Below are 19,649 nucleotides of genomic sequence, written 5' to 3' on the forward strand. Positions count from 1 at the left end.
TCATGTCCGGGACCGGGTGCCCCGGGCACCGACGGGGGTCAGGCCAGGTCGGCGGCCTCGACCTCCTCGCGGGTGATCCCCAGCAGGTACAGCACCGCGTCCAGGAAGGGCACGTTCACCGCCGTGTGCGCCGCCTCGCGGACCACCGGCTTGGCGTTGAAGGCCACGCCCAGCCCGGCCGCGTTCAGCATGTCCAGGTCGTTGGCGCCGTCACCGATGGCCACCGTCTGGGCCAGCGGCACACCGGCCTCCGCGGCGAAGCGGCGCAGCAGCCGGGCCTTGCCCGCCCGGTCCACGATCTCCCCGGTGACCTTGCCCGTCAGCTTCCCGTCGACGATCTCCAGGGTGTTGGCGGAGGCGAAGTCCAGCCCCAGCCGCTCCCGCAGGTCGTCCGTCACCTGGGTGAAGCCGCCGGAGACCACGCCCACCTGGTAGCCGAGCCGCTTCAGGGTACGGATCAGGGTCCGCGCACCCGGGGTCAGCTGCACCTCGGCGCGCACCTTGTCCACGACGGAGGCGTCCAGGCCCGCCAGCAGCGCCACCCGGGCGTGCAGCGACTGCTCGAAGTCCAGCTCGCCGCGCATGGCCCGTTCGGTGACCTCGGCGACCTCGGCCTCGCACCCGGCGTGGGCGGCGAAGAGCTCGATGACCTCGTCCTGGATGAGGGTCGAGTCCACGTCCATGACGACCAGGCGCTGCGCCCGGCGGTGCAGCCCGGCCGAGACGACGGCGATGTCCACGCCGATGTGCGCGGCGGCCGTGGCCAGCGCGGTGCGCAGCGGCTCGGTCTCCACACCGGAGACGGCGAACTCCACCGCGGTCACCGGATACTTGGCGAGCCGGAAGATACGGTCGATGTTGCCGCCGGCCCCGGTGATCTCCGCGGCGATGGCGGCCGTGGACTCGGCGGTGAGCGGGTGGCCGAGCACGGTGACGTGGGACCGGCCGCTGCCGCGCGGCCGGTTGTCACCGGTACCGGAGAGGATCTCGGCCTGCAGCTTGAGCGATTCGGCCCAGCTGTGGACGGTGGCCCGCAGGTCGCCCTCGGTGCTGCCGACGGGCTTGGTGACGAGGGCGCACAGGACGATGCGGCCACGGGTGACGACCTGCTCGATGTCGACGACGTCGACGGAGTAGGCGGCGAGGGTGTCGAACAGCCCGGCGGTGATCCCGGGACGGTCCTTGCCGAAGATCTTGACGAGGAGGGTGGGGACGTCGGAGGTCTGCGATGCGCTCATGGTGCCCTCACCGTATCTTCCCGGCCCCCGGGACAGGACCCCCGTCCCATTTCCTGAACGCGCCGCGTCCCGCTCGTGAACGTGCCGCGTCCTGCCCGGCCGTCACCGCGGCGGAACCGGTGGCTCCGGCGGGTTCGGCGGGTTCGGCGGTTTCGGCGGGGGCGGGGCGCCCGGCGGGGGCGGCGGGGTGAAGGGTGGCCGCTGCGGGGGCCGGGTACGCCGCGGCGGGTGCGGCGGCACGCCGGTGACCGTCACGTCCCAGGAGACGTCCGGATCCAGGTACGGCACGGCCCACTCGGGCGGCGGACCCTGCCCGCCACGGCCCCCGCGCCCGCCCCGGCCGCCGGGGCCCGCCGCGTACGGGCCCGCCGGGTACGGGGCCGTGGGCGCGCCGGGATCCACCGGGCCCGGCCCGCCGGGCCCGCCCGCGGCCGGGCGACCCGCCGCGACGGCAGCCGCCCGGCCGCGGCCCGCCAGCAGCGCACCGGCCGCGCCGGCCACCGCACCCCACACCGAGCCCAGCAGCAGGGCGTAGGGGACGTCACCGCGCAGCTCCACCCCGGCGTCCACCATGTCCACGCCCAGCACCGCCAGCGAGGCGTCCGCCGACAGCCGCGTCAGCCGCACCAGCACCGCCAGCGCCACCCCGGTCACCGCTCCCAGCCGCACCGCGCATCCCGCGACGCCGAGCCCGGGAGACCGTACGGCCGCCAGCACGCCCGCGGCGAGCAGCAGCAGGAACACCCCCACCACCAGCAGCCAGACCCGCCCGTCGTACTCCGCGAGCCGGGCCACCGTCACCGGCTCCCGCGGGGACGCCGACAGCAGGTCGTCCAGCGGATCCGGCAGCAGCCGCGCCGGCTCGCCCGTGGCCCCGCCGCGCACCGGCACGAACAGCCCCAGCAGCACCCCCAGCCAGCTCCCGTTCGGAGCGCCCAGCAGCGCGGCGCCCAGCACCCGCCCGGGACGTTCGTCGCCCAGCGCCGCCCACACCGCCGCGGCCAGCCCCGCCGCCACCGCGACCAGCCCCGCCGTCACCACCGCGGAGGCGGCGGGCCGCACCCGGGCGAGCCCGGCCGGCCCGCGCCGCGAGACCAGCAGCGCCACCGCCAGCACCGCGAGCGCCCACAGGCCCGCGCCCAGCAGGGTCGGCCCCGGTTCCACGGAGAAGCCCACCCGGGTCCGCGCCTCGACCAGGTCCCCCACCCGGTCCGGGAGCAGCCCGCCGATGTCCCCGATCCCCGGCACCTCGACCTTCACCGGGGTCCTCGGCAGCGCCGTGCCGTCGAGGGTGACCACGTCGTGCCCGGCCCACGCCAGGCCTCCCGCCGTCGCGACGAGCAGCGCGGTGAAGGCCACGACCCTGGCGGCCGTCTCGCCCCCGCCCGCTCCGGCTCGCAGCGAGCGCAGGAACAGCCCGGCCAGCACCAGGGCCCCGGCCAGCGACACCCCCAAGGGCATGACGTCCAGGGAGGTTTCGGCCCCCGCTCCGGCAACTCCGAAGACCGAGACGTCACCCGAAGGGTCCACGGTTCCACCGACCGCGAGGACCACCACGGCAGCCGTCATCGGCCCGAGCGAACCCCCGGCGGCGTCCGCGCCCAGCAGGTGCAGCCCCAGACCGGCCACCCCCGCCATCACGATCAGGGACCAGCCCACGGCGGCCACGGCGGACAGGAACACGTCTCCCCAGCGGATGCGGCGCACGCGGTGGACCCCCGATGCCTGCCGAGCGGTACGCGACGGAACCCCCGGGCGAGAAGTCCCGTATCTCACTCTCCGGGTGACTTTCGCCCCCGTCAACGGGCGGACGTAGACGCCCCGGCAAGGCCCGGATTCCACATACGGCTGCAGGCCTGAAATAGTTCCCCCGGATGTTCGCCATCCCTAGACTCCCTGACGTCATGGGGGATTCTCGGGGGACTTAAGTGGGGCTGGAGTGCCGGAACTCGTACTGGAATTGAATGGCAGGACCTGGACGCTCGATCCGTCCAGGTCGTACTCGCTGGGGCGCGATCCCCAGGGAGACGTGGTGATCGACGATGCGCGGGTGTCGTGGCGGCACGCCACCATCGCCTGGAACGGCCAGGGTTGGGGGCTCGAGGACCACGGCAGCACCAACGGCACCTACGTGCAGGGGGCGAGGGTCCAGCAGACCGCGCTCGTGCCCGGCACGCCGGTCCACCTGGGCAACGCCACCGACGGCCCGCGACTGAACCTGAGCGCCGCCGCCGCGCCGCAGCCCGCCGTGGCGCAGCAGCAGGCGCAGCAGACCCCGGCCCAGGCGTACGCCCAGCCTCAGGCCGCGGCCTACCAGGCTGCGCAGCAGCCCCAGCAGGCCTGGAACCAGCAGCAGCACCAGCCGCAGCAGCCGCAGGTCCACGTCCCGCAGCAGCAGGGCGGCGGCGCCGCGCCCCGCCAGCCGCAGGCCGCGGCTGCGGGCTACGGCGGCGACCGCAGCCCGACGACGTTCCACCAGCTCTCGCTGGGCCACGTCATGCGGATCGGCCGTGCGCTGGAGAACGAGCTGGTGGTCTCCGACCTCCAGGTCTCGCGCCACCACGCCGAGTTCCACTCGATGCCCGGCGGCCGCTTCGAGATCCGCGACCTCGGCAGCCACAACGGCACCTACGTCAACGGCCAGCCGCTGGCGAAGTCCGGCACCCAGCTCCTCGGCCCGAACGACATCGTCGGCGTCGGCCACTCGACGTTCCGCATCGTCGGGGACCGGCTCGAGGAGTTCGTCGACACCGGCGAGGTCTCCTTCTCGGCCCGCCACCTCACCGTCACGGTCGACGGCGGCAAGCAGATCCTCAAGGACGTCACCTTCGGCGTCCCGGAGAAGTCGCTGATCGGCGTCATCGGCCCGTCCGGCTCCGGCAAGTCCACCCTGCTCAAGGCGCTGACCGGCTACCGGCCCGCCGACCAGGGCGACGTCCTCTACGACAACCGCAACCTGTACAAGCAGTTCGCGGAGCTCCGCCAGCGCATCGGCCTGGTCCCGCAGGACGACATCCTGCACAAGGAGCTGCGGGTCAACACCGCGCTCAAGTACGCGGCCAAGCTCCGCTTCCCCGGCGACACCGCCGAGTCCGAGCGCGCCGCCCGCATCGACGAGGTGCTGCGCGAGCTGAAGCTCGACATCCACAAGGACAAGAAGATCACCGCGCTCTCCGGTGGTCAGCGCAAGCGCGTGTCCGTGGCCCTGGAGCTGCTCACCAAGCCGTCGCTGATCTTCCTGGACGAGCCGACCTCCGGCCTCGACCCGGGCATGGACCGCGACGTCATGCAGCTGCTGCGCGGCCTCGCCGACGACGGCCGCACGGTCCTCGTCGTCACGCACTCCGTCGCCGAGCTGTCGCTCTGCGACAAGCTGCTGGTCATGGCCCCGGGCGGGTCGGTCGCCTACTTCGGGCCGCCGGACGAGGCGCTGAACTTCTTCGGCTACAGCACGTGGGCGGACGTCTTCTCGGCCTTCGAGAACTACCGCGACTACGACTGGGCGGGCCGCTGGAAGGGCTCCCAGCACTACCAGCTCTACGCCGCCGAGCTCGACGCGGTCGCCCCGCAGCCGGTGGTCATGCCGCCGGCGCAGCAGATGCGCCCGACCAAGCCGCAGGGCTGGGGCTCGCAGCTGTGGACGCTGATCCGCCGCTACGTCTCGGTGATCGCGTCGGACAAGGGCTTCATGGGCCTGATGCTGATCCTGCCGGCGGTCCTGGGCGTGGTCTCCACGGTCATCCCGGCGACCTTCGGCCTGGCGCCGCCGACCCCGCCGTCGCGCTTCAACGGCGACGCGGGCACGATCATGCTGATCCTCGCGGTCGGCATGTGCTTCTCCGGCGCCGCCAACTCGGTCCGTGAGCTGATCAAGGAACGCGTCATCTACGAGCGTGAGCGCGCGACCGGCCTGTCCCGGTCGGCGTACCTCATGTCGAAGGTGATCGTCCTCGGCATCATCACGGCCATCCAGGGCGTGATCATCTGCGCGATCGGCTTCGCCCCGCGCGACCTGCCCGCCGAGGGGCTGCTGATGCCGCCGGCCGTCGAGCTGTGCGTGTCGGTCATCGCGCTCGGCTTCACCTCGATGATGTTCGGCCTGGTGATCTCCTCGCTGGTGAAGACCGCCGAGAAGACCATGCCGCTGCTGGTCATGTTCGCGATCGTCCAGGTCGTCTTCACCGGCATCCTCTTCCAGGTCTACGACTCCCCGGGCCTGGAGCAGTTCGCCTGGCTGATGCCGTCCCGCTGGGCCGTCGCCGCCGCCGGCACCACGCTGAACCTCGGCAAGCTCATGCCGCCGTGGGACCAGGACAACCCGACCAACACCGACCCGCTCTGGGACGCCACGGTCGGCCAGTGGAGCCTGAACATCATCATCCTGCTGGCCATCGGCATCGCGTGCGGGTTCCTCGTGCAGCGCCTGCTGCGCCGCCACGAGCCCGAGGTCATGCGCGCGGGCAAGTAGTCGACGGCGCGTCGTCCGCACAACGCCGAAGGGCGGCACCCGGGATCCGGGTGCCGCCCTTCGGCGTTGCGTGCGGGGTGGGGCGAGGACCGCCGGAGGCCTAGTAGGCGCTGTTGACGTTGTCCATCGAGCCGTACCGGTCGGCCGCGTAGTTGCAGGCGGCGACGATGTTGGCGACCGGGTCGTACTGGTCGAACTTGGTGCCCTTGACGTGGTACGCCTTGAACGTCGGGAGGATGACCTGGAGCAGACCCTTGCTGGGGATGCCGTTCTGGGCGTTGATGTCCCAGTTGTTGATCGCCATCGGGTTGCCGCTGGACTCACGCATGATGTTGCGGTGAATGCCGGCGTAGGTGCCCGGAATGCCCTCCTTCTTCATGATGAAGAGGGCTTCCTTGATCCAGCCGTCCAGGTTGTTCGCGAACACCGGGGTGCGGGCGGCGGAGCGGCTCGCGGCGGCCTTCTGCTCGCGGGCCTTCTTCGCGGCGGCCTCGGCCTTGGCCTTGGCGTCGGCGTCGGCCTTCGCCTTGGCGGCGACGGCGGCGGCCTTGGCGTTGGCGTCGGCGATGACCTGCTGCGTGGAGAGGTGGCCGTACAGCGCCTTCGTCTGCGTGCCGTTCACGGCCTGGGCCCAGGCGACGGGGGCGGCGGAGATGGTGGTCTCGGCCTCGGCGACGTCGGCGGGGACGAGGGAGAAGGCGACGGCGGCGGCGCTCAGGGTGGCGACACCGGCGATGGACAGCTTGTGTGCCTTCGTCAGACGACTGTGACCAGGGGTGCGGGAAGCAGACATGGCGGGGCAACCTCTTCGAATAGCGGGGGCCGCAGGAAGGCGCCGAGCGGATCCGGGATCCGCGGCGCCTGGCGACGGGAGCAATTCTTAGCGGCGGCAAAATCCTGTGGCAAAGGTGTGACGTACGATCCCGCTTAGTGGATCAGGGGCGGGCGCCGGGGCCCGCGGTGCGGCCCCGGCGCTGCGCCTGCCCGCTCTGGCGGGACCTGCGCTCTTCCACTAGGGAGCTTCGTAAGTGATGTGGGTCCTATGCCGGGGCTCACACCGCCCTTACGCCGTTCTCACCATGCGTTGCTTCAGCAATGCGATCCGTGACGGTTGTCATCCTTGAGTAGCAGATGGACGTCACCGAACTCGTGCCAGAGGCAGAGCCGGGCGAGCGCCTGCGCATACCCCAGCCGTACGGCGGCACGCCCCGCCACCGCCTCCAGCATCAGCAGATGGGACGCCTCGGGCTCGTGCAGCCCGGTCAGCAGACCGTCCACCGCCCGTACCCCGCGCTCCGGCGTCACCACCAGGTCGGTCCACCCGCCCGCCGCGTGGACCACCCCGCGCTCGTCCGCCGCCGACTCCAGCGCCCGCACGGCCGTGGTCCCCACCGCGATCACCCGCCCGCCGCCCGCCCGCGCCGCGTTCACCAGCGCCGCCGTCGTGGCCGGCACCGCGTACCGCTCCGGGTAAGGCGGCTCGTGCGCCTCCTGCGAGGCCACCCCCGTGTGCAGGGTCAGCGGCGCGAACTGCACCCCCCGGCTCACCAGCCGCGCCACCAGCTCCGCCGTGAAGGGGCGGCCCGCGCTCGGCATCTCGGCCGACCCCGACCCGTCGGCCGCCGGCACCGCGAACACCGTCTGGTACGCCGACAGCGGCTGGTCCCGCTCCGTGTAGGCGTACCGGATCGGCCGCCCGTGCTCCCGCAGCAGCTCCGGGACCCCGTACGGCGCGGGGGAGGGCCGCGCCCACCACAGCCGGTCCGCGTCCGCCGCCAGGGGCTGCTCCAGCACCAGGCGGCGCCCGCCCGGCAGCTCCACCACCGCCCCCGCCGGCCCGCCCGGGCGCGGCCGGGTCGTCCCCCGGCCCGCCGGGGCGCGCAGCTCCACCGCCCAGCGGCCGTCGTCCCCCCGGGTCGAGAAGTGCACCACCACGTCCTCGCCGCCCAGCCGTGCGTCCACGGCGGCCGCGAGGGTGGCCGAGGTGTTCACCACCAGCACGTCACCGGCCCGCAGCAGGTGCGGCAGCTCGCGGAAGGCGTGCAGCGACGGCTGTGCACCGCCCGGGGACACCAGTAGCCGCACCGAGTCCCGCCCCCGCCCCGGCCCCCGCTGCTCGGCCGGAACCCGGGCCAAGAGTTCGCGAGGAATGTCCGTTATATACAGTCCCGAAATCGACCCCCCGCTGCCGTCCGCCACCCAACCCGCACGCCCGCCCACCACACTGGCCGGCCCGCCACCGGCCGCCCCGATCCCGCTCATCACCGCGTCCCGCCTCCCGCCGGGGACCCGGCCAGCCCCTCCGCCGTGTACCGCCCGCTCGGCAGGTCCTGCGTCCGCAGCCGCAGCAGCACCGGAGCCACCTCCTCCGGCGCCGGCAGCCCCGCCAGGTCCTCTCCCGGCTCGGCCGCCGCCATCATCCGCGTCCGCATCGAGCCCGGATCCGCCCACCACACCCGCAGCTCCGGCTCCTCCACCGCCAGCACGGCCGACATCAGGTCCACCGCCGCCTTGGTCGCCCCGTACGCACCCCACGTGGCGTACGGAACGACCGCGGCGTCCGAGCTGATGTTCAGCACCGCCCCCGCCGCCGAGGCCCGCAGCAGCGGCAGACCCTCCTGCACCAGCCCCAGCGGCCCCAGCACGTTGACCTCGAACGCCTCGCGCAGCCCGGCCACCGGCTGGACCGCCAGCGGCACCAGCGGCTCCGCACCGAGCACCCCCGCGTTGTTCACCAGCAGGTCCAGCCCGCCCAGCCCCCGCGCGGCCGCCACCAGCGCCGCCCGGTGCGCCGCCGAGGACACGTCCCCGGCCACCGCCACGACCCGCACCCCCTCGGCCCGCTCCAGCCCGGCCGCCGCCTCCTCCAGTGCGGTCGCGCCGCGGGCGCTCAGCACCAGGTCCCAGCCCTCCGCCGCCAGCTCCCCGGCCAGCGCCCGGCCGAGCCCCCTGGACGCCCCCGTCACGATCGCCACCGACATGACAGCACCTTCGCCTTCGTTCCGATCAGCAGATGCCCTCAACCTAGGAACGGGCGGGCCGCCGCCGCGTCGGCCGCCGGCCCCACCCGTACAGGTCCCTTGGACCTACGCCCTCAGGGGTGCCCCGGATCCACCCACCGCCCGATCCGGCAGGTCACGGCCGCCGGTACGGTGAGGCCATGACCGCAAGCCCCCTGCCGGGCGGACCCCGCAGCGGCCTGGCCGCCGTGAGCACCGCGCTGCTCGCCATGAGCCGCCGCCTGGAGGTCCGCGACGTGCTCCGCACGATCGTGGTGTCGGCCCGCGAGCTGCTGGACGCCGAGTACGCGGCCCTGGGCGTCCCCGACGACCACGGCGGTTTCGCCCAGTTCGTCGTCGACGGCATCAGCGCGGAACAGTGGCGGCGGATCGGCCCGCTGCCCCGGCAGCACGGCATCCTCGCCGCGATGCTCCACGAGAACGGCCCCGAGCGGCTGGCCGACGTACGCCAGGACCCCCGCTTCGAGGGCTGGCCCGCCGCCCACCCCGAGATGTCCGACTTCCTGGGCATGCCCGTCCGCGACGGCGAGGAGATCCTCGGAGCGATCTTCCTGGCGAACAAGCGGAGCGCGCCCGACGGCAGCGGGCGCGTCTTCACCGACGAGGACCAGGAGCTCCTCTCCCTCCTCGCTCAGCACGCGGCGATCGCCCTCACCAACGCCCGGCTCTACGAACGCAGCCGCGAGCTGACCATCGCCGAGGAGCGCTCCCGCCTCGCCCACGAGCTGCACGACGCCGTCAGCCAGAAGCTCTTCTCCCTGCGCCTCACCGCCCAGGCCGCCGCGACCCTCGTCGACCGCGACCCGGCCCGCGCCAAGGACGAGCTCCAGCAGGTCGCCGCCCTCGCGGCGGAGGCCGCGGACGAACTGCGCGCCGCCGTGACCGAGCTGCGCCCGGCCGCCCTCGACGAGGACGGCCTGGTGGCCACCCTGCGCACGCACGTCCACGTACTCGACCGCGCGCACGCCGCGCACGTCACCTTCACCTGTGACGGCGTACGGGCCCTTCCCGCGACCCAGGAGGAAGCGGTGCTCCGCGTCGCCCAGGAGGCCCTCCACAACGCCCTGCGCCACTCGGACGGCGACCGCGTCGAGGTCACCCTCGCCCGGACGCCCTCCGGCGGCGCGGTCCTCAAGGTCGTCGACTCCGGCAGGGGCTTCGATCCCGGGGCCGTCCGCCGGGCGGGCCGCCACCTGGGCCTGGTCTCCATGCGGGACCGCGCGAGCGGCGTCGGAGGCCGCCTCGCCGTGCACTCGGAGCCCGGTCGGGGCACCACGATCGAGATGGAGGTCCCCGGTGGCTGACAGCACCGGCCTAAGCGGCAGCCGCATCCGGGTCCTGCTCGTGGACGACCACCAGGTGGTCCGGCGGGGCCTGCGCACCTTCCTGGAGGTCCAGGAGGACATCGAGGTGGTCGGGGAGGCCTCCGACGGCGAGGAGGGCATCGCCCGCGCCGAGGAGCTGCGGCCCGACGTGATCCTCATGGACGTGAAGATGCCGGGCACCGACGGCATCGAGGCGCTGCGCCGGCTGCGCGAGCGGGCGAACCCGGCGCGGGTGCTGATCGTCACCAGCTTCACGGAGCAGCGGACCGTGGTCCCCGCGCTGCGCGCCGGTGCGGCGGGATACGTCTACAAGGACATCGACCCCGACGCCCTGGCCGGAGCCATCCGCTCCGTCCACGCCGGCCACGTCCTGCTCCAGCCGGAGGTGGCGCAGGCCCTGCTCTCCCAGGACGAGCAGGGTTCCCCGGCGGGCCGGCCCGGCTCGCTGACCGACCGGGAGCGCGAGGTCCTCGGCCTGATCGCGGACGGCCGCTCCAACCGGGAGATCGCCCGCGCCCTGGTGCTGTCCGAGAAGACGGTCAAGACCCACGTCTCGAACATCCTGATGAAATTGGACCTTTCCGACCGGACCCAGGCCGCATTGTGGGCGGTCAGGCACGGAATCGCCGACTGAGGAGCCCGAATCGGACCGTCTCCTTCCGGTCTGAGATTCATACGGTCGGGTGTATGTAGCCCACATGGCGTACCCGAGGGGGCGGGGCGTCCGTTCTCCATGGCGTGCCGCGACGGCTGGTCGCGGCCGACGCAACGGAGGAACGAGAACGTGAAGAACTTCAAGAAGGCCGCAGCCGTCACCATGATCGCGGGCGGCCTCGTCGCCGCCGGCGCCGGTGTCTCCTCGGCGCACGGCGGTGCGTCGGCGGAGGGCGAGGCCCTGAACTCGCCCGGCGTGGCCTCGGGGAACCTGCTCCAGGCACCGGTGCACGTCCCCGTGAACGTCGTGGGCAACACGGTCAGCGTGATCGGCCTGCTCAACGGCGCCTGGGGCAACACCGGCGTGAACGCCTGACCCCACCCCGACCTGCGGCCCCGCTTCCCCCTCTCCCCTGGAAGCGGGGCCGCACCGGTATGTCGGCCGGGCGCCCCGGGGTGATCGACAGGACGCCCCCTATCGTGACCCGCATGACGAGGAACCGGGACATCACCGGACGAAACGCCGCCTTGCTCTGTGCGGTGGCGGCCCTGACGGGACTGACGGGACTGGCGGCCGCACCGCCCGAGCGGCCCGGTCGCTTCGTCTACGTCGCGAACCTCCACTCCGACACCGTCTCGGTCGTCGACACCCGCTCCGGCACCGTCCTGGCCGGAGTTCCCGTGGGGGACGGGCCCGACAGCGCGGCCCTCGACCCCGACGGGTCCCGCCTCTACGTCACCGACTCCGCGGCGGACACCGTGTCCGTGGTCGACACCCGCACCAGAACGGTCGTCGAAACCGTCGGGGTCGGGAACGAACCGAGCAGAGTGACGGTCTCCCCGGACAACAGGAGCGTCTACGTGGCCAACGTCGGCGCGGGCACCGTGTCGGTGATCAGCACCCGCACCCTCGCCGTCACGGACACCATCGCCGTGGGCGACGCACCCCTGGGCCTGGCGGTGACACCCGACGGCCGCACGCTGTACGTCGCCGACGCCGGCTCCGACAGCGTCGCGGTGATCCGCACCGACACCGGCACGGTCACCGGCGCCGTCCCCGTCGGCGGCGGACCGACCGCCCTCGCCCTCACGCCCGACGGCCGCCACCTCTACGTCTCCAACCTGACCTCGGACGACGTCTCGGTGGTCGACACCCGGGCCCGCGAGGAGACGGACCGCATCCCGGTCGGGGACCAGCCCGCAGGCATCGGAGTCCTACCGGACGGCCGCCGCGTCTACGTCGCCGACCTCGGGTCGGACGAGGTGTCGGTGATCAGCACCCGCGGCCGCACCGTCACGGACACCATCGCCGTGGGCGACGGCCCCAACGGCCTCGCCGTCGCCCCGGACGGCCGCAGCGTCCACGTCAGCAACTTCGAGTCGGACACCCTGTCGGTGATCGACACCGCAACGGACCGGACCGTCGCCACCGTCCCGGTGGGCGACGGCCCGACCGGCGTCGCACATTGAGCCCCGACGGCATTCGAGGCGCGGCGTGCGGGACGGAGCCCCGCGAAGCCCGGGCGCAGCCCGGTCCCGACACCCCGCGCCGCCGCCCGGCGAACCGTCAGCCCCGCTCGCGCGCCTCGACGGCCGAGTTGTACGCCGCCACCAGCGCCCGCCGCGCGACCCGCTCCACCGGCCGCAGCGCCTCCGCCCGCGCCGCCATCTCCGACGCGGCCACCGCACCCCCGTGCCCGCTCTCGTACGCCAGCGACACCATCAGGTCCACCCGCTGCGCCAGCGCCAGCACCCGTACCGCCCGCGCCGGATAGCCCGGCGCCAGCGCGTCCTGCCCCGCCTCGGCCCGCGCCCGGTACGCCGACAGGGCCGCCTCCGCCACCGGCCCCGACCCCGCCACGTCCAGCCGGGTCAGCACCACGGTCGCCTCGCGCAGCGCCTCCGCAAGCTCCCGCTCCGCCTCGCTCAGCGACGGCACATCGGCCGGCGGGGCCTCCCGCACCGGCAGCACGTGCCAGGTCACCGACACGTGCACGTCCCCGGCCGGACCGGCCTCGGCCACCTCAGGCACCAGCCCCACCGCCGCACCCACCGCGAGGACCGCCTCCTCGGCCTCCAGCGCCCGCGCGTTGAACTCCGGCGGTCCGCTCAGCCCCAGCGGGTGCCCCGGCGCCGGCAGCGCGACCCGCAGACCCGTCACCCCCAGCGCGCGCAGCCGGCCGAGCGCCAGCGTGAGCCCCACCGGACCCGCCTCGTCCGGCAGCCCCTCCACCCGGTGCACGGCGTCCTCGCCCACGATCGACATCGCGGCCTCGTCGGGCGAGACCAGACCGGCCAGCAGCGCGTTCCCCCAGGCGGCCAGCCGCCCTGAACGTGGTTCGAAAAGCATCCCCCCACTTTACGGATCGCCACCCGCACCGGGCCCCGGCCCCGGACCCCACCCCGAGTGGCGTAGGTTTTCCCCTGGGGCTGCGTCTACCGGCGCACAGAGAACCGTGACTGCAAGGGGTGACAACACGCTCATGAGCGATGTTCTGGAGCTGGTGGACGTATCCGTGGTCCGCGAGGGCCGGGCTCTGGTGGACCAGGTCTCCTGGTCGGTGAAGGAGGGCGAGCGCTGGGTGATCCTCGGCCCCAACGGCGCCGGCAAGACCACACTGCTGAACCTCGCCTCCAGCTACCTCTTCCCCACCAAGGGCTCCGCCACCATCCTCGGCAGCACCCTCGGCAAGGTCGACGTCTTCGAGCTGCGCCCCCGCATCGGCGTGGCCGGCATCGCGATGGCCGACAAGCTCCCGAAGCGGCAGACCGTCCTGCAGACCGTCCTCACCGCCGCCTACGGCATGACGGCGACCTGGCAGGAGGAGTACGAGGCGGTCGACGAGCAGCGCGCCCGTGCCTTCCTCGACCGCCTCGGCATGACCGAGTACCTCGACCGGAAGTTCGGCACCCTCTCCGAGGGCGAGCGCAAGCGCACCCTGATCGCCCGCGCGCTGATGACCGACCCCGAGCTCCTGCTCCTCGACGAGCCCGCCGCGGGCCTCGACCTCGGTGGCCGCGAGGACCTCGTGCGCCGCCTCGGCCGCCTCGCCCGCGACCCGCTCGCCCCCTCCATGGTCATGGTCACGCACCACGTCGAGGAGATCGCCCCCGGCTTCACCCACGTCCTGATGATCCGTCAGGGCAAGGTCGTCACCGCGGGCCCCATCGACCTCGAACTGACCTCCCGCAACCTCTCGCTCTGCTTCGGCCTCCCCCTGGTCGTCGAGCGCAACGGGACCGACCGCTGGACGGCCCAGGGCCTGCCCCTCGGCTGAGCAGGAGCCCCGGCCGGGCCCCCCGGCCGGAGAAACCCGCACGGTTACGCTCCGGGTACGGTCCCCCGCACCCTGTCCCGACCGCGCCCCATCGACCTACCATGACCACGTGGACATCGACGCGTGGGTGTGGTGGCTCATCGGCGCGGTCGGACTGGGCATCCCCCTGGTCCTGACCGCCATGCCGGAGTTCGGCATGTTCGCCGTCGGGGCGGTGGCGGCAGCCGTCACGGCGGCCCTGGGCGGCGGAGTGGTGGCCCAAGTCCTGGTGTTCGTGGTCGTGTCGGTCGCGCTCATCGCCGTCGTCCGGCCCATCGCCAACCGCCACCGCGACCAGCGCCCCCAACACCGCAGCGGCATCGACGCCTTGAAGGGCAGGAGCGCCGTCGTCCTCGAACGCGTCGACGGCGGCGGCGGCCGGATCAAGCTCGCCGGCGAGGTCTGGTCCGCCCGCACCCTCGACGCGGACACCAGCTTCGAACCCGGCCAGTCCGTCGACGTGGTGGAGATCGACGGGGCGACCGCCGTCGTGATGTGAAAGCAGCCTGCTCGCGGCCCCCAGGTCTGCGAGACTCCGATCAACGGGGCAGCACAGACAGCCGGAAGGGCACGGGGAACCGCATGCAACCGATCATCATCGTCCTGATCATTCTGGTGGTTCTGGTCTTCATCGCACTGGTCAAGACGATCCAGGTGATCCCGCAGGCCAGCGCCGCCATCGTCGAGCGGTTCGGCCGCTACACCCGCACCCTCAACGCGGGCCTCAACATCGTCGTCCCGTTCATCGACTCGATCCGCAACCGGATCGACCTGCGCGAACAGGTCGTCCCCTTCCCGCCGCAGCCCGTCATCACCCAGGACAACCTGGTCGTCAACATCGACACCGTCATCTACTACCAGGTGACCGACGCCCGCGCGGCCACGTACGAAGTGGCCAGCTACATCCAGGCCATCGAGCAGCTCACCGTCACCACGCTGCGCAACATCATCGGCGGCATGGACCTGGAGCGCACCCTCACCTCCCGCGAGGAGATCAACGCCGCCCTGCGCGGGGTCCTCGACGAGGCCACCGGCAAGTGGGGCATCCGCGTCAACCGCGTCGAGCTCAAGGCCATCGAGCCGCCGACCTCCATCCAGGACTCGATGGAGAAGCAGATGCGCGCCGACCGCGACAAGCGCGCCGCGATCCTCCAGGCCGAGGGCGTCCGGCAGTCCGAGATCCTGCGCGCCGAGGGTGAGAAGCAGTCCTCCATCCTGCGCGCCGAGGGTGAGGCCAAGGCCGCCGCGCTCAAGGCCGAGGGTGAAGCACAGGCCATTCGTACGGTGTTCGAGTCCATCCACGCCGGAGACGCCGACCAGAAGCTCCTCGCCTACCAGTACCTGCAGATGCTCCCGAAGATCGCCGAAGGCGACGCCAACAAGCTCTGGATCGTGCCCAGCGAGATCGGCGACGCCCTGAAGGGCCTCTCCGGCGCCATGGGCAACTTCGGCCCCCTGGGTGGCGGTTCGGGCTTCAACCCGCAGAACTCCGGCAAGGACGGCGGCGGCATCCCGGCCGCCCGCGACAAGGACGCCGCCGACCGCCGCGAACAGCCCCCGATCGACTGACCCCACCCCTTCCTGCATGATCAGTGAGGCCCCTCGACCTTCATGGCGGGGAGGCGACTCACTCATGCAAAGGGGATGGCACAGTCCATGTCCATCTGGGAATCACTCGCGGTCTTCGCCGCCGGCATCGGCGCCGGCACGATCAACACCATCGTCGGCTCCGGCACCCTCATCACCTTCCCGGTGCTGCTCGCCACCGGCCTGCCGCCGGTCACCGCCAACGTGTCCAACACCCTCGGCCTGGTGCCCGGTTCCATCAGCGGAGCCATCGGCTACCGCAAGGAACTCCAGGGGCAGCGCGCCCGCATCCTGCGACTCGGCTCGGTCTCCGCCGTCGGAGGACTCGCGGGCGCCGCCCTGCTCCTGGCCCTGCCGTCCGACTCCTTCGACACGATCGTGCCCGTCCTGATCGGGCTCGCACTCGTCCTCGTCATCCTGCAGCCCCGGCTCGCCGCCGCCCTGCGCCGACGTCAGGAAGCCGCCGGCGGCGACACCGGCCACCCCGACGGCGGCCCGCTCCTGCTCGGCGGCATGCTGTTCTCCAGCGCCTACGGCGGCTACTTCGGCGCGGCCCAGGGCGTGCTCTACCTCGGCCTGATGGGCCTGTTGCTCCGCGACGACCTGCAACGGATCAACGCGGTCAAGAACGTCATCGCCGCCCTCGTGAACGGCATCGCGGCCGTCTTCTTCCTCTTCGTCGCCGAGTTCGACTGGACGGCCGTCCTGCTCATCGCCGTCGGCTCGACGATCGGCGGCCAGATCGGGGCCAAGGTCGGCCGCCGGCTGTCGCCGACGGTCCTGCGCGCAGTCATCGTGACGGTCGGAATCCTCGCGATCGTCCAGTTGCTGGTCCGCTGAGCGACGTAGATCCGCTACGTCGCTCAGCGCAGGCGTCCTAGGCGGAACGCTCCAGCCACTCCGGGAGGCCCTCCTGCCCGGCCACCCCCAGCGCGAGGAGCATGGCGTCCGCCGGAGACGGTACGAAGGGCTTCCGGAGGAGCGGCATTCCCGCCTCCTCCGGAGTCCGGGCCGCTTTGCGGTGGTTGTCCTCGGCGCAGGACGCCACCGTGTTCAGCCACGTGTCCCCACCGCCCTGGGCCCTGGGCAGCACGTGGTCCACCGTGGTCGCGCGCCTGCCGCAGTAGGCGCACCGGTGCTGGTCCCGGACCAGCACCCCCCTCCGCGACCAGGGAGCATGTCTTCGGAAGGGCACCCTGACGTACCGGCAGAGCCGGATCACCCGCGGCATCGGAAGATCCATGGTGGCGGCGCGGACACGGAGATCGGGGTGCGACTGTTCGACGACGGCCTTGTCCTGGAGCACCAGGACAACAGCCCGGTTCAGGGTCACCGTCGACAGCGGCTCGAAGCTCGCATTCAGCACCAGCGTGTCCCGCATCTCGCCCACCTCCCGTGTGCAGGCCCGCGACCACGACGGCGGCAGGGCCCGCAACCACTCTGGCCGCGCGCGCCACGCGGGACAACGCAATAAAAATGCCCGGTCCTGGCCTTCTTTAGACCAGGACCGGGCAAACGCCGGGCGAACGATCAGCGCGCGGCGGGCGCCTCGTACTCGGCGACGAGCTGCGCACGCCCCAAGGCGTGGAACCGCAGATGGAATCCGACGACCGCCGGCGAGGAGTCCTCGTCCGGGCCGAGCTGCTCGCGGTCCACCGCGTACACGGTGAAGACGTAGCGGTGCCGCTCCCCGCGCGGCGGGGCCGCGCCGCCGAAGTCCCGCGTGCCGTAGTCGTTCCGCGCGTGCACAGCCCCCTCCGGCAGGCCCGCGAAGTCCCCGGAGCCCGCCCCGGCCGGCAGTTCCGTCACCGAAGCGGGCAGGTCGAAGAGGACCCAGTGCCAGAACCCGCTGCCCGTGGGCGCGTCCGGGTCGAAGCAGGTCACGGCGAAGCTCTTGGTCCCCTCGGGGAAGCCCTCCCAGCGCAGGTGCGGCGAGACGTTCTTCCCCGTGAGGACCTGCGCGGCGTTCAGGTCGGCTCCGTGGGAGACGTCCTCGCTCGTCAAGGTGAAGGACGCGACCTCGGGATGGAAGTCGTGCGGAAGGGGCGCCCTGCTCTGCTCTGACACTGCTGAACCTCCGGAAGGGGGGACACATCGGACCGCGCCCGCCGTGTGCGGACGCGGTTCCGAGCCTAGGGCGTGCCCTAGAACCAGTTGCGCTGCGAACCGACGCTGGCGATCCACTGGTTCAGGTACGCCGCCCAGTCGGTGCCCTGGTACGACTGCAGACCCACCTGGAAGCAGCGGTAGGTGTCGCTGCCCTCGCTGAACAGCCCCGGCTTCTTGTCCATCTCCAGGACGACGTCCATCTCCCGGCCGTCCGAGACGAAGGTCAGCTCGACCTGATTCAGACCCCGGTACTGCGACGGCGGCAGGAACTCGATCTCCTGGTAGAAGGGCAGCGTCTGCCGCGTCCCGCGGATGTGCCCCCGCTCCATGTCCGCGCTGCGGAAGGTGAAGCCGAGCTGACGGAAGGCGTCCAGGATCGCCTGCTGCGCCGGCACCGGGTGCACGTTGATCGCGTCGAGGTCACCCGCGTCCACCGCACGCGCGATCTCCAGCTCGGTGCTCACCCCGATGTTCATGCCGTGCAGGTGCTGACCCGCGAAGTGGGTGATCGGCGTCTCCCAGGGGATCTCCAGCGCGAAGGGCACCACGTGCAGCGCGCCGGCCTGCACCTGGAAGGCACCGCCGAGGCGCTGCTTGGTGAAGACGACGTCCTGCTTGTACTCCTGGTCACCGCCCTCGACCTCGACCCGCGCCTGCAGCCCGACGGACAGCCCCTCGATCTGCTGCTCCACGGATCCGCCCTGGATCCGGACCTCGCCCTGGACGATCCCGCCCGGTACGACGTTCGGCTCGGTGATGATCGTGTCCACCGAAGCACCACCGGCACCCAGGCTCGCGAACAGCTTCTTGAAGCCCATGCTCAAACTCCCCTTGAACGATCTGGCGACTACGCCGCGACTACCCCTTACAAACGCGGAACCTTAGGTCCCGGTTGCAGGTGAGCGCGTTCCACTACGCTCGACCGGATGAGCGCGCGTCTCGACCGTACGCCCCTGCCCCGGTCCTTCTTCGACCGCCCGGTCCTCACCGTGGCCCCGGACCTCCTCGGCCGCACCCTGGTCCGCCGTACCGAGGAGGGCCTCCTCGAACTGCGCATCACGGAGGTCGAGGCGTATGAGGGGGAGTCCGATCCGGGCTCACACGCCTACCGCGGACGCACGGCACGGAACGCATCGATGTTCGGTCCACCCGGACACGCGTACGTCTACTTCATCTACGGCATGTGGTTCAGCCTCAACCTGGTGTGCGGCCCGCCGGGCCACGCGAGCGGTGTCCTGGTGCGCGCGGGCGAGATCACGGTCGGCGCCGACCTGGCCGCCAAACGGCGAGTTTCAGCCAGAAACCCGCGAGAACTCGCCAAGGGCCCGGCTCGTCTGGCCACGGCTCTGGACGTGGACCGCTCGCTGGACGGGACCGACCTCTGCGGGGGCCCCGATTCCCCCTTGTCCCTCCTCGCGGGTACCCCCACCTCGCCCGACCTGGTGAGCAGCGGTCCGCGCACGGGAGTCGGCGGAGCCGGCGCGGACCACCCGTACCGCTTCTGGATCACCCACGACCCGACGGTGAGCCCGTACCGCGCCCACGCGCCACGCCGCCGCTCAACTTGACTCGCCCTTGCCGGACGCCTAACGTAGCTCGAGCCGCTTTTACGGGGCACTGCCATCGGCAGACCCCCGGAGCGGCCAACCCACTACCTACGACTTACCCCTGGCGGGGTCCTATTCGGCATGCCCGAATTCCCGGCCGGCGACTCGATTATGAGTCGCAAGGGAAAAGCGCTAACGTGGTGGGAGCCGAAAGGCAAAGACCCCCAACGGTCACCGAATTCAAATCCGAAGCCGGAAACGGCGTGGAAATGATCTGGTAGAGTTGGAAACGCAAGACAGCAGAACGAAAGCCCGGAGGAAAGCCCCAGCCGATGTTGCTGAGGGTGAGTACAAAGGAAGCGTCCGTTCCTTGAGAACTCAACA

General features: G+C 72.2%; 19 protein-coding genes. 10 read left to right on the forward strand and 9 right to left on the reverse strand.

What is annotated here, in order from left to right:
* Positions 1-38: 38 nt before the first annotated feature.
* Together serB and IG86_RS43965 are read right to left on the reverse strand one after the other, a co-directional pair.
* On the reverse strand, positions 39-1,238 hold the full coding sequence (gene serB / locus IG86_RS0122290; RefSeq protein WP_030829495.1) for a phosphoserine phosphatase SerB: 1,200 nt from the start codon (positions 1,236-1,238) through the stop codon (positions 39-41).
* Positions 1,239-1,340: 102 nt separating this feature from the next.
* Complete coding sequence (locus tag IG86_RS43965) at positions 1,341-2,945, reverse strand: streptophobe family protein (protein WP_420894109.1); 1,605 nt, start codon at positions 2,943-2,945, stop codon at positions 1,341-1,343.
* Positions 2,946-3,177: 232 nt separating this feature from the next.
* Here IG86_RS43965 and IG86_RS0122300 point away from each other — a divergent pair, with 232 nt between their 5' ends.
* Positions 3,178-5,706 carry an ABC transporter ATP-binding protein/permease gene (locus IG86_RS0122300; RefSeq protein ID WP_078848128.1) on the forward strand — a complete coding sequence of 843 codons (2,529 nt, stop codon included), beginning with the start codon at positions 3,178-3,180 and terminating at the stop codon, positions 5,704-5,706.
* Positions 5,707-5,806: 100 nt separating this feature from the next.
* Here the strand turns inward: IG86_RS0122300 and IG86_RS0122305 are convergent, their stop codons facing one another.
* The 3 genes from IG86_RS0122305 to IG86_RS0122315 all read right to left on the reverse strand — a co-directional run bounded on the left by IG86_RS0122305 (position 5,807) and on the right by IG86_RS0122315 (position 8,687).
* Positions 5,807-6,499, reverse strand: a complete 693-nt coding sequence (locus tag IG86_RS0122305) for a transglycosylase SLT domain-containing protein (RefSeq protein ID WP_030829486.1) — start codon at positions 6,497-6,499, stop codon at positions 5,807-5,809.
* Between the two features lie 296 nt (positions 6,500-6,795).
* Positions 6,796-7,968, reverse strand: coding sequence for an S-adenosylmethionine:tRNA ribosyltransferase-isomerase (locus IG86_RS0122310; protein ID WP_078905994.1), 1,173 nt, complete (start codon positions 7,966-7,968; stop codon positions 6,796-6,798).
* Entirely contained in the window at positions 7,968-8,687 is a 720-nt protein-coding gene (locus IG86_RS0122315; protein ID WP_030829481.1) for an SDR family NAD(P)-dependent oxidoreductase, read from the reverse strand. Before IG86_RS0122315 ends, IG86_RS0122310 begins: the two co-directional genes overlap by 1 nt.
* Positions 8,688-8,881: 194 nt before the next feature.
* Between IG86_RS0122315 and IG86_RS0122320 the strand changes: the two genes are divergently transcribed.
* From IG86_RS0122320 to IG86_RS0122335, 4 genes are all read left to right on the forward strand, one after another.
* Entirely contained in the window at positions 8,882-10,030 is a 1,149-nt protein-coding gene (locus IG86_RS0122320) for a GAF domain-containing sensor histidine kinase (RefSeq protein WP_107056268.1), read from the forward strand.
* The gene (locus IG86_RS0122325) at positions 10,023-10,685 is read left to right on the forward strand and encodes a response regulator (protein ID WP_030829475.1); all 663 of its coding nucleotides are present in this window, start codon (positions 10,023-10,025) and stop codon (positions 10,683-10,685) included. The genes IG86_RS0122320 and IG86_RS0122325 overlap by 8 nt, the downstream gene beginning before the upstream one ends.
* A 150-nt stretch (positions 10,686-10,835) precedes the next feature.
* Positions 10,836-11,081, forward strand: coding sequence for a chaplin (locus IG86_RS0122330; RefSeq protein ID WP_030829472.1), 246 nt, complete (start codon positions 10,836-10,838; stop codon positions 11,079-11,081).
* A gap of 113 nt (positions 11,082-11,194) precedes the next feature.
* Positions 11,195-12,175: a beta-propeller fold lactonase family protein gene (locus IG86_RS0122335; protein WP_051785326.1), complete on the forward strand. Its 981-nt coding sequence runs from the start codon at positions 11,195-11,197 to the stop codon at positions 12,173-12,175.
* Positions 12,176-12,272: 97 nt separating this feature from the next.
* Here IG86_RS0122335 and IG86_RS0122340 read toward each other — a convergent pair whose 3' ends face one another.
* Positions 12,273-13,055 carry a hypothetical protein gene (locus IG86_RS0122340; RefSeq protein WP_030829470.1) on the reverse strand — a complete coding sequence of 261 codons (783 nt, stop codon included), beginning with the start codon at positions 13,053-13,055 and terminating at the stop codon, positions 12,273-12,275.
* Between the two features lie 133 nt (positions 13,056-13,188).
* On the opposite strand from IG86_RS0122340, the gene IG86_RS0122345 reads away from it, so the two are divergent.
* The 4 genes from IG86_RS0122345 (at position 13,189) to IG86_RS0122360 (ending at position 16,449) form a co-directional block, all read left to right on the forward strand.
* Positions 13,189-13,983, forward strand: coding sequence for an ABC transporter ATP-binding protein (locus IG86_RS0122345; RefSeq protein ID WP_030829467.1), 795 nt, complete (start codon positions 13,189-13,191; stop codon positions 13,981-13,983).
* A gap of 109 nt (positions 13,984-14,092) precedes the next feature.
* Positions 14,093-14,521, forward strand: a complete 429-nt coding sequence (locus IG86_RS0122350; RefSeq protein WP_030829464.1) for an NfeD family protein — start codon at positions 14,093-14,095, stop codon at positions 14,519-14,521.
* A gap of 83 nt (positions 14,522-14,604) precedes the next feature.
* Positions 14,605-15,591 (forward strand): SPFH domain-containing protein, encoded by a 987-nt coding sequence (locus IG86_RS0122355; RefSeq protein ID WP_030829460.1) that lies wholly within the window; start codon positions 14,605-14,607, stop codon positions 15,589-15,591.
* An 87-nt stretch (positions 15,592-15,678) separates the two neighbouring features.
* Positions 15,679-16,449 (forward strand): sulfite exporter TauE/SafE family protein, encoded by a 771-nt coding sequence (locus IG86_RS0122360; protein WP_030829457.1) that lies wholly within the window; start codon positions 15,679-15,681, stop codon positions 16,447-16,449.
* A 37-nt stretch (positions 16,450-16,486) separates the two neighbouring features.
* Here IG86_RS0122360 and IG86_RS0122365 read toward each other — a convergent pair whose 3' ends face one another.
* From IG86_RS0122365 to IG86_RS0122375, 3 genes are all read right to left on the reverse strand, one after another.
* On the reverse strand, positions 16,487-16,990 hold the full coding sequence (locus tag IG86_RS0122365) for an HNH endonuclease (RefSeq protein WP_030665776.1): 504 nt from the start codon (positions 16,988-16,990) through the stop codon (positions 16,487-16,489).
* Between the two features lie 149 nt (positions 16,991-17,139).
* Positions 17,140-17,676 (reverse strand): YbhB/YbcL family Raf kinase inhibitor-like protein, encoded by a 537-nt coding sequence (locus tag IG86_RS0122370; RefSeq protein ID WP_030829454.1) that lies wholly within the window; start codon positions 17,674-17,676, stop codon positions 17,140-17,142.
* Between the two features lie 77 nt (positions 17,677-17,753).
* Entirely contained in the window at positions 17,754-18,536 is a 783-nt protein-coding gene (locus IG86_RS0122375; RefSeq protein ID WP_030829451.1) for a sporulation protein, read from the reverse strand.
* Positions 18,537-18,644: 108 nt separating this feature from the next.
* On the opposite strand from IG86_RS0122375, the gene IG86_RS0122380 reads away from it, so the two are divergent.
* On the forward strand, positions 18,645-19,286 hold the full coding sequence (locus IG86_RS0122380; RefSeq protein ID WP_030829447.1) for a DNA-3-methyladenine glycosylase: 642 nt from the start codon (positions 18,645-18,647) through the stop codon (positions 19,284-19,286).
* Positions 19,287-19,649: the final 363 nt, after the last annotated feature.

The sequence above is a fragment of the Streptomyces virginiae genome (genome assembly GCF_000720455.1).
In the GTDB taxonomy this organism is placed as follows: Bacteria; Actinomycetota; Actinomycetes; order Streptomycetales; family Streptomycetaceae; genus Streptomyces; species Streptomyces virginiae.